Below are 8,524 nucleotides of genomic sequence, written 5' to 3'. Positions count from 1 at the left end.
ACTGGTTCGCGGATGCCGTCGATGTCCACTGGGGGGGCAGCGATGAAGGCGATGATGTAGCAGATGGTGGCGCTGAGCAAGGTGGGGATCATCAAGACGCCGAACCAACCTACATAAATGCGGTTGTCGGTGGATGTGACCCACTCACAAAAGCGTTCCCAGACATTGGCGCTTTCGCGTTGCTGTAAGGTTGTTGTCATTTGTTTATGATTGCTTTATTTGGTTTTCAATGTTCGTGACGGCTTTGTGTTCCGCCATGTAAATAAACATAAAGCTTTTATTTCAGTTTGTAAAGGCCTTTTAAGAACAGTTTTTCTTATAGGTGTCATAAATTATGCTTTTTAAAAGCCAGAAGGCTTGCTATATAAGGAGTTGAAAGGCTGAATGCGGAATTGGTGGACGATCGCCCACAAATGCAGAATACTCATAATCTACCTGGGCAACGAGATTCCGGGCTTGCGTCAGTGTTAAGATAGATGAAGGGTGGCGATCGCCAACCGCAAAACTCGCACTGCACAGATATATGTTGTTGCGTAAGTCCGATAGATAAAAATCCCAAGGAATGTCCCGCAACGTCACCTACAGCCCTGCTTATACTCTGGTTCCCACTTACGAGTGTTATAACCGCTGCACCTATTGCAATTTTCGGGCAGAACCCCTGCAAAGTCCTTGGCTAACACTCGCAGAAGCCGAAAAACAGCTCAACTTGCTGCAAACTCAAGGTGTAATTGAAATTCTCATCCTCAGCGGCGAGGTACACCCTCACAGTCAACGGCGAAAAGCTTGGTTGCAGCGGATTTACGATTTGTGCGAACTGGCACTTGCTTTGGGATTTTTGCCGCATACTAATGTGGGGCCGCTCAGCTTTGAGGAGATGGCACAGTTAAAACAGGTAAATGTATCGATGGGGCTGATGCTAGAACAGCTTGCCCCACATTTGTTACAAACTGTTCACCGGCACGCACCGAGTAAAGTGCCGGCGCTGCGGCTGCAACAGTTAGAATGGGCTGGGGAATTAAAGATTCCGTTTACAACTGGTTTGCTGCTGGGAATTGGGGAAAGTGAGGCAGATTGGATTGAGACATTAGAGGCGATCGCCCGGATTCATTCGCGTTACAATCACATTCAAGAAGTTATCCTCCAGCCACACAGTCCGGGAAATCAGCAAAGTTGGGACGGTGAAGTTTTTGATGCTACAAAAATGCCGGAAGTAATTGCGATCGCCCGCAGCATTTTACCATCCCAAATCAGGCTACAAATTCCGCCAAATTTAGTTGCACAGCCAGACATATTGCTGGCTTGTTTAGAAGCAGGTGCTAGAGATTTAGGAGGAATTGGGCCGCGCGATGAAGTTAATCCCGATTATCCTCACCTGCAACACCAAACTTTAACAGAAATTTTAGCAGCATCGGGATGGCAGCTCGTGCAGCGTTTGCCTGTTTATCCTCAGTACGATAAGTGGCTGCCACAGACATTGCAAACTGCTGTAAAAAACTGGAGAGTCAATCGATTTTAGATTTTAGATTTTAGATTTTAGATTGAAGAATTGAGCCTACTGATAAGTCTGGGGGCTGGTGACCAAATTGCTTGATTGTCAGTTATTAATTATGGGTAATGGGAATTGGTAGCAATATTCTTTAAATTGCTGCTATAGAGATTTTAAATCAAAGAACCGCCACCATCAATCCAGACTTCGGTACCTGTGATAAAGCTGGACGCATCTGATACCAGAAATAAAATTAATTGGGCGACTTCTTCACTAGAACCGGCGGTATTATCAGTCAAAGGAATTATATCTTGAATCGCATCAGGATCGAGTGGAATGTCATCAAGATGGCGCTTAACCGTGCTTTCCTCAATGGCAGTTAGTACCGCGCCCGGACAGATAACATTGACTCTAATTTGGCTGGGGGCAAGTTCTAGCGCCAGCATTTTCGCTAAAGCTACTTGGGCAGCTTTGCTGGAAGCGTAAGCTGTGGCCCCCACTTTCCTGAAACTTCTGGTGCCATTAATCGATGATGTAATAACGATGGAACCTCCTTGTTTTTTTAGATAAGGAACAGCATACTTAACAGTCAAAAATGTTCCTCTGAGGTTGGTGTTAATTGTCTTGTCCCACTCTTCGGGTTCTATCTCTTCTATCGGCGACCATACACCGTTAATACCCGCATTTGCCAACACAATATCAATTCTTTGATATTCGTCAATAATTGTTTGAAATGCCTGTTGCATTTGCCTAGAATCCGCCACATCTGCTGCAATAGCTAAGCCGCAGCCTCCTTCCTCGATCAACTGCCGGACGGTTTCTTGCCCGGTCTCTAAAGTGCGATTGATAACCGCAACTTTTGCGCCTTCCTTGGCAATTAAAATTGCTGCTGCACGACCAATTCCCGACCCTCCGCCAGTAATAACGGCAACTTTTTGTGAAAGTTTCATAATTTTTTATGTAAAATAACATTATACACAATCGCCTACCATAAAAATAGGACTAGAGAGAGCTTTAGTCCTAACTATACACAGGTTTTAGTCATCAAAAAGATGAAAGCAAAAAGTAAAAAGATATCTTGCTTTTTACTTTTTGCTGTTAACACAGTCCTTACGGCTGCGGCACCCAGACAGAAACTGAACCGGCGTTACACCTAAAATCAGCCCAACCATCCTCATTCGTTGTGATGGGTTCTTGGATGTGTTCGGTGATGTCAATATAAGTTCGATTCGGTTGTCCGACTTCCATAAACTTAGTGCCATCGCCTCCGTTACTGAGTACCACAGCCATGCCGCCCGGATGTTCTTCATTTCCGAGGCGCGTCCAGCCAATAGTGTTGGCGTGGTCGAAGTAATCGTACTGATTCCCGTAGGAATAGGTTTGACGTGCTAACAAGAATTTATCTAGCATAAATTGATGCTTGTCTAACCAAATCTCGTATTCGTTTCCATCATTTGCTGTGTCCTTATAGTTAGCGCCGTAATAATCGGGATAAAAAATGCAGGGATATCCTTCGCGCCGCAGGAGAATTAAAGCGTAGGCAAGGGGTTTAAACCAAGCCTCGACAACTGATTCTAAGGATTGCAAGGGTTGCGAATCGTGGTTGTCAACCAAGGTAACGGCGAGGGCGGGTTGCTGTTGGACGAGAGTATTATCAAAAATTGTTCGCAAATCGTAGCTATTGCCGCCCTTGCTAGCAGCGTGGAAGTTGTAGTGGAGGGGCGCGTCAAATAAGGAGACTTTACCGCCAGTTGCTTCGAGGAAGTAGTGCAAAGCTTCCACTTCGTAAGACCAATATTCGCCGACGGCAAATAGGTCGCGTTGGGCATAGTGGCGGACGTGTTCCAACCATTCTTGGAAAAATTCTGCTTTAACGTGTTTGACGGCATCGAAGCGAAAGCCGTCAACGTTTGTTGTATCGACATACCACTCACCCCAGTATTTTAATTCCCCGCTGACTTCTGGGTTTTCCATATCTAAATCGCAACCCATCAGGTAGTCATAATTGCCTTTTTCTAAGTCTACTCCTCGATCGAATTCTTTGCCTTTTAGCAGGTAAACGGCATGGGTTTCTGTGTTGTAAACGTTGTAATCAATGGCGTCAAAATGCCACCAATGCCACTCCATGCTGGAATATTTTTTGTCGCGGCCGGGGAAGGTAAAATGCGTCCAAGCTTTGATTTTTTGATATTCGCCTACGGTGTCATTCCGGTTGTCGGGATTGAAGGGTGTGGCTTCGGCTTCTTCTTCTGCATCGGCCCCTAATTTGTGGTTGAAGACAACATCGGCATAAATCCGAATTCCTGCATCTTGGGCAGCTTTTATCGCGCGCAGATATTCATCTTTAGTCCCGTATTTCGTCCGTACCGACCCTTTTTGGTCGAACTCGCCTAAATCGAATAAGTCGTAGACGCCGTAACCCACATCCATACCGCCGCCCGTTCCTTTATAAGCGGGTGGCAACCAAAGAGATGTAACGCCAATTTCTGCTAATTCTTTTGCAGATTCGGCTAGCTGATTCCACAGGCTGCCGTCGTCGGGGTTGTACCAGTGAAAATACTGCATCATCACGCCATTGACTTCCGACATATATTTAGTTTTTCCTGTTTTGTAAAGTTGCTAGATATCTATTTTTTTGTTGGTTGCAGATCGCTCTAGCTATGCCTGCAATCTACGGTCTATAAATATCATAATAGATGGGGTTGCTCAAAACAATCTATCTCTTGATGTATTGACAACAGAAGGTGAATTTGATAATAATTATTTTAAGCAAACAGAAAAAATTTAATCTGGTGGCGATGGTGCTAAAACTCGCTCAATTTTTGTATTCCAAGTACCGTCGATCGCCAATTCAAGCAATCTAAATCCGGGCGGGATTTCGTCAAGGATAATCGGATGGCTTTTGGGTAAAAGTTGGATGCAGGTGCTGGGTGTCCCCAAGTAGGTAACTGAGCCCCGTTGTTGGTGGAATTCTTGGTGAATGTGGCCGCAGAGGACAATTTTGATTTGAGGGTATCGATCGACAATTGCTAAAAATTCATCGGCATTGTGCAGCATCATTCCATCCATTATTTCAGAGTCGATCGGCAAAGGATGATGGTGCAAGGCAATGATAACAGGTCGATCGCCGGTTTGTTGCAGTTGAGAGTCCAGCCAATGCAAGCTTTCAGGGGAAAGCCGCCCGCCGTCGCATCCCGCTTCCACACTCGAAAGTAATAGAAATTGCCAGTTTCCTAGCATCCATGATTTTTCTGGGGAAAGAGACGACTGATTTAAGATTTCTGCCATCACTGGGATGTTGTCGTGGTTCCCAGGTATCCAGTAGGCGGGTATTCCGAGGGGGGCGATGAGGGAGACGAGGCGCTGGTAGGATTCGGGTGTTTCGTCTTGGGACAAGTCGCCTGTGAGTAGGAGTAAGTCGGGCGGCGGCTGTATCTGTTGCAGGCGATCGAGAACTGCTTGGAGGGTGCGGGTTGTTGAGAGGCCTTTCCATTCTCGATCGATCTCTGCAAACAAGTGAGTGTCCGTGATTTGGGCGACGAGTAGGGGAGAAACTGGTGTCATGGCTGCTGTTGCGGGTCGTTGCTATAGTTCTAGAGTACCTTCCCACAAGGGTTTTGGGGATATGGAAAAAAAGGGCGATTCCCTACCCTTCGGGAACCCACGCGCGTTGGGGATAGCTGCGCTTTACGAAATTTTTGACAGGTATGTTAAATTTTTCGAGATTTGGTGTACTATAAGAAAACGTCAAATTTCAGACGTGACGGCGGCATAGCCAAGTGGTAAGGCAGAGGTCTGCAAAACCTCCACCCCCAGTTCAAATCTGGGTGCCGCCTTTTTTAATTAAAGTGCGATCGCCCCATCGCACTTTTAACTTCTCTGAGATACAGTAGGGACACGGCACTCCCGTGTCCTGTATTTCCTCTAAAACACAGATACATGGGTAGGGAAACGGCACTGCCGTGTTCTGCATTTTCTCGGATCGCAAACCATTTATTGCATCAAAATCGACAAACCAGAAACGTTAGACAAACCTAATTATACGAATAAAAAAAGCTACTTATAACAATTATTAAAAGTGGCAGAATCCAGCGCCGGACACGGCAGTACCGTTTCCCTACAGATGCTCGCGTATCATGATATATGTAGGAATAATTTTGGGAATTGATATTAGTTTCCTACCATAAATCAAGTAAACCGACATTCAACAAGCATTACGCCAGACTCGCAAAGATTTGTATCCAGCAGAAACCAAATCAACGGAGGACGATCGACTACCCGGAAGCATCGGCGGAAACAATTTCAGAGCCGAAAACGGGGGAAACATTAGTGGAAACAATTGGATACCCAGCCCAGGCGGAGCAGGAGGTTTACACGCTCCACCAAAGTCTTCACCTCGCAAATCTGCTAGAGAAACCCTATTAAATGCCATCCAAGAAAGTTTTCCCAACCAGTTTAAATAGCACCCAGGCTCTAGGTGATGAATAGTAATCAATTGACAGGCAAACTTGCCAACCCAAAACTAACGCTGTTTGCCTTTCACTTGTGCAATAACCTTGCCAAAGGCGACCAACAAACTGTAGACTATGCCGACCATTTATGGCAGCAATGCGTTGCCTTGGGAAACCGACTGCAAACCAATCCAAAACTCGATTCTTTACCCGAATACCTTGCCAACAGAAAGAGCCAAAATAGCCAACCAAGCGACTATTTAGAACTTTATGAGTCCGATGGTAATAAAATCCTACCATTTACGACTCTCAGCCAACCGGACAAAGTACCCCTAGAAGGCGCAATTTATCCGGTGCAACTGCATGACACTTACGCCCTTGACTTGACGCTGCTGGCCGCAGATACACTAGAAATCAACCAACTAAAAAATCTAAATTTTCAAGATTGTCTGCTACCCCATAACATCCAAGCATCACTGGGACAAACGTTGGTATTATTTGCCAAGCCAGTTGATTTTTCTGGTAATCATCAAGAATTAGCCGTAGCTTGTGTAGAAGCCTTGTTTCAAGATGTACAAAGCCTGCTCAAACCCTATTTGATTAAAGAGGGCAAACTTCTCGGCAGTCCCATTTTTGAATTTGACAATGCTCACGAAAATCCCAGGTTAAAGTGCCATATCCTACTTTGGTTGAACACAGATGAAAACACTTCCGAATTAAAGGATAAAGGTGATTATTATCGTCCGTTGCTCAATTTATTATGCTGTCGCAATAAAATTATTTACACCTATTACCAAGCACAGCGTTGCAACGAAGAAGCGAGGAAACTGTACAGCCAATTAGAAGACAAGGTGAAAGAGTTTAGCAATTTAAAATCCGAGCCAAAAGAGCGACTAAAACAACTGGAGGATTGGCTGATTAAACTTCCCCAAATTGGGTTTGAGTATGCCCGGCATTTGCGAGATATAGAACTTTACCTGACTACAATTGAAACGAATGCTGACAAATATGGTTACTGGCACAAACAACTTGTCAGTCACAGCCTCAAAGAAAGAGATAACTTAGATTTTATCCAAGATTTCTTTGATGGCAGTTGCCAGAGGTTTCAGAAAGAGATTAAAGTAAACATGAGTTATCTTACCGCAGGGCGACAATTGTTTCAACAGATGATTGAAACTATCCGAATAATTGTCGAATTGGACGGTCAAAAACAACAAGCAAATTTGGAGCTAGCGGCAAGAAAAAGCGATAGCGAATTGCAAAACACGATTCAATCGGTAGGTGCAGGAATCGGTGCAGGCATCGGTGTAGCCGGAATCATTGCCAGTAGCTATCCTCTAATAACGCAAGTTCCAATAGCACCTTTTTCTACATCTTTACCACCGCATCCCTTTGTATTATCCCTTTTCTTCAGTTTGTTATTCGGCGCAGGCTTTGGCTTTGGTACTTGGCGGTTGACTCGCAAAATTAAGCCTAAAGAGAGAGAGAATAGGAATCAGATAAGTGGTAGTGATGAGCATAACTCGGATTTACAGTGCTGATATATTGAGAAGGCTTATCCGTCGCTTTAATATTTGTTGAACAACTCCATAATAGTTAGGATTTTCTAACCCTTCTAATTCATGTTCGATATCTTCCCAATCCCCTAGCTTGCTTTTCCACTTACCATCCTCTTCTTGTCTGGCTGCGTGCTGTGGCTGGCCGTTATAGGTGTATATTGCTATTTTTTGAAACCCCGGTTCAAGGTCACGATTCTCGCAAGGTTCATATCCAATAGTTTGATAAGCTTGGATAAAAGCTTCCAGCGTTAACTCTCTTGAAACACCATCCGGCCAGTACCCATCAGGGTCTACCGGGTCCCATCTGCATTCCTCTTCTCCAGCAGCAAAAGCAAAGCAATTATAATCTACTGTTTCTTCACTTGTTACTTGATATTCAGTAAGCTCTAAGTTAGGAAATCTCAATATTTTTCGGTACTCTAGCTTACCACTCATAACCGTGTTCTTTTCCCCATTGTATCCAGGCTTCGGCCATAAGTTTCATTCGGCCCCGCTGTTCGGGTTTTACCGGATTGTCACCAGTAATTGCCCTCAACGCCCAAAACCAATGGTCTGGCTTTTGTTCGAGATCACGCAAAATCAACGGGATAACTGGCTGTCCCATGCCGATAATTCTCTGATAAGCCGGGTGCATTGATTTCTGTGTAACTAATGATAGCATCCCTGTCTCGACACGCCATTCTTCGGCGAACTTCTTAAACTCTGCTTCGAGTTCTACCTGGCTTTCTAAAACATTTTTTGCTGGCGATGGAAATTCTAAAAAATTAGGCATCAACAAATCATTCATTTTTTGGCAAAAACGCTCTTTCTCTTCTTTTGATAAGTTAGAGAGTTCTTCAGATTGGTCAACAGCATTAATCAGCTCATTCGCTAATTCTTCGGGTGTCAAAGTCGAACTTTTATTTAAGGCATATATAGGAACAATACTCTCTAGTATCTTGACTAAATCATCATGGTTCATGTTTTTTACCTATAACTCAACGCTGGGCTAGTCAAACCTCTAATAAATATGGCAACTTAATTGCTAA

Annotated in this window: 9 protein-coding genes, 1 tRNA gene and 1 pseudogene; 3 read left to right on the top strand and 8 right to left on the bottom strand. The window is 44.4% G+C overall.

Annotation, left to right across the window (positions count from 1 at the left end; genetic code table 11):
* Positions 1–200 (bottom strand): annotated as a pseudogene (locus tag QUB77_RS10625) (photosystem II q(b) protein); the annotation flags it as partial.
* A gap of 362 nt (positions 201–562) precedes the next feature.
* On the opposite strand from QUB77_RS10625, the gene cofG reads away from it, so the two are divergent.
* The gene (gene cofG / locus QUB77_RS10620; RefSeq protein ID WP_333172114.1) at positions 563–1,516 is read left to right on the top strand and encodes a 7,8-didemethyl-8-hydroxy-5-deazariboflavin synthase subunit CofG; all 954 of its coding nucleotides are present in this window, start codon (positions 563–565) and stop codon (positions 1,514–1,516) included.
* Positions 1,517–1,659: 143 nt separating this feature from the next.
* Here the strand turns inward: cofG and QUB77_RS10615 are convergent, their stop codons facing one another.
* From QUB77_RS10615 to cpdA, 3 genes are all read right to left on the bottom strand, one after another.
* Positions 1,660–2,436 carry an SDR family NAD(P)-dependent oxidoreductase gene (locus tag QUB77_RS10615; RefSeq protein ID WP_333172112.1) on the bottom strand — a complete coding sequence of 259 codons (777 nt, stop codon included), beginning with the start codon at positions 2,434–2,436 and terminating at the stop codon, positions 1,660–1,662.
* Between the two features lie 160 nt (positions 2,437–2,596).
* Positions 2,597–4,075, bottom strand: a complete 1,479-nt coding sequence (locus QUB77_RS10610; protein ID WP_333172110.1) for an alpha-amylase — start codon at positions 4,073–4,075, stop codon at positions 2,597–2,599.
* A gap of 195 nt (positions 4,076–4,270) precedes the next feature.
* Positions 4,271–5,050 carry a 3',5'-cyclic-AMP phosphodiesterase gene (gene cpdA / locus QUB77_RS10605; protein ID WP_333172108.1) on the bottom strand — a complete coding sequence of 260 codons (780 nt, stop codon included), beginning with the start codon at positions 5,048–5,050 and terminating at the stop codon, positions 4,271–4,273.
* A gap of 201 nt (positions 5,051–5,251) precedes the next feature.
* Here cpdA and QUB77_RS10600 point away from each other — a divergent pair.
* Positions 5,252–5,322, top strand: a tRNA-Cys gene (locus QUB77_RS10600).
* On the opposite strand, the gene QUB77_RS10595 is transcribed toward QUB77_RS10600, so the two are convergent.
* Both QUB77_RS10595 and QUB77_RS10590 read right to left on the bottom strand, forming a co-directional pair.
* Positions 5,304–5,459 (bottom strand): hypothetical protein, encoded by a 156-nt coding sequence (locus QUB77_RS10595; protein WP_333172106.1) that lies wholly within the window; start codon positions 5,457–5,459, stop codon positions 5,304–5,306. The two genes, QUB77_RS10600 and QUB77_RS10595, sit on opposite strands and share 19 nt — an antisense overlap.
* Before the next feature lie 231 nt (positions 5,460–5,690).
* Positions 5,691–5,918 (bottom strand): hypothetical protein, encoded by a 228-nt coding sequence (locus tag QUB77_RS10590; protein ID WP_333172104.1) that lies wholly within the window; start codon positions 5,916–5,918, stop codon positions 5,691–5,693.
* A 48-nt stretch (positions 5,919–5,966) separates the two neighbouring features.
* Between QUB77_RS10590 and QUB77_RS10585 the strand changes: the two genes are divergently transcribed.
* Positions 5,967–7,478, top strand: coding sequence for a hypothetical protein (locus QUB77_RS10585; RefSeq protein ID WP_333172102.1), 1,512 nt, complete (start codon positions 5,967–5,969; stop codon positions 7,476–7,478).
* Here the strand turns inward: QUB77_RS10585 and QUB77_RS10580 are convergent.
* Together QUB77_RS10580 and QUB77_RS10575 are read right to left on the bottom strand one after the other, a co-directional pair.
* Positions 7,467–7,931, bottom strand: a complete 465-nt coding sequence (locus tag QUB77_RS10580; protein WP_333172100.1) for a DUF7689 domain-containing protein — start codon at positions 7,929–7,931, stop codon at positions 7,467–7,469. The genes QUB77_RS10585 and QUB77_RS10580 overlap by 12 nt on opposite strands.
* On the bottom strand, positions 7,921–8,457 hold the full coding sequence (locus QUB77_RS10575; RefSeq protein ID WP_333172098.1) for a hypothetical protein: 537 nt from the start codon (positions 8,455–8,457) through the stop codon (positions 7,921–7,923). The genes QUB77_RS10580 and QUB77_RS10575 overlap by 11 nt, the downstream gene beginning before the upstream one ends.
* Positions 8,458–8,524: the final 67 nt, after the last annotated feature.

Source organism: Microcoleus sp. AT9b-C3, from assembly GCF_036705485.1.
Classification (GTDB): domain Bacteria; phylum Cyanobacteriota; class Cyanobacteriia; order Cyanobacteriales; family Microcoleaceae; genus Microcoleus.
The sequence above is the reverse complement of the archived record's forward strand: the minus strand, read 5'-3'. Positions and strand labels throughout refer to the sequence as shown.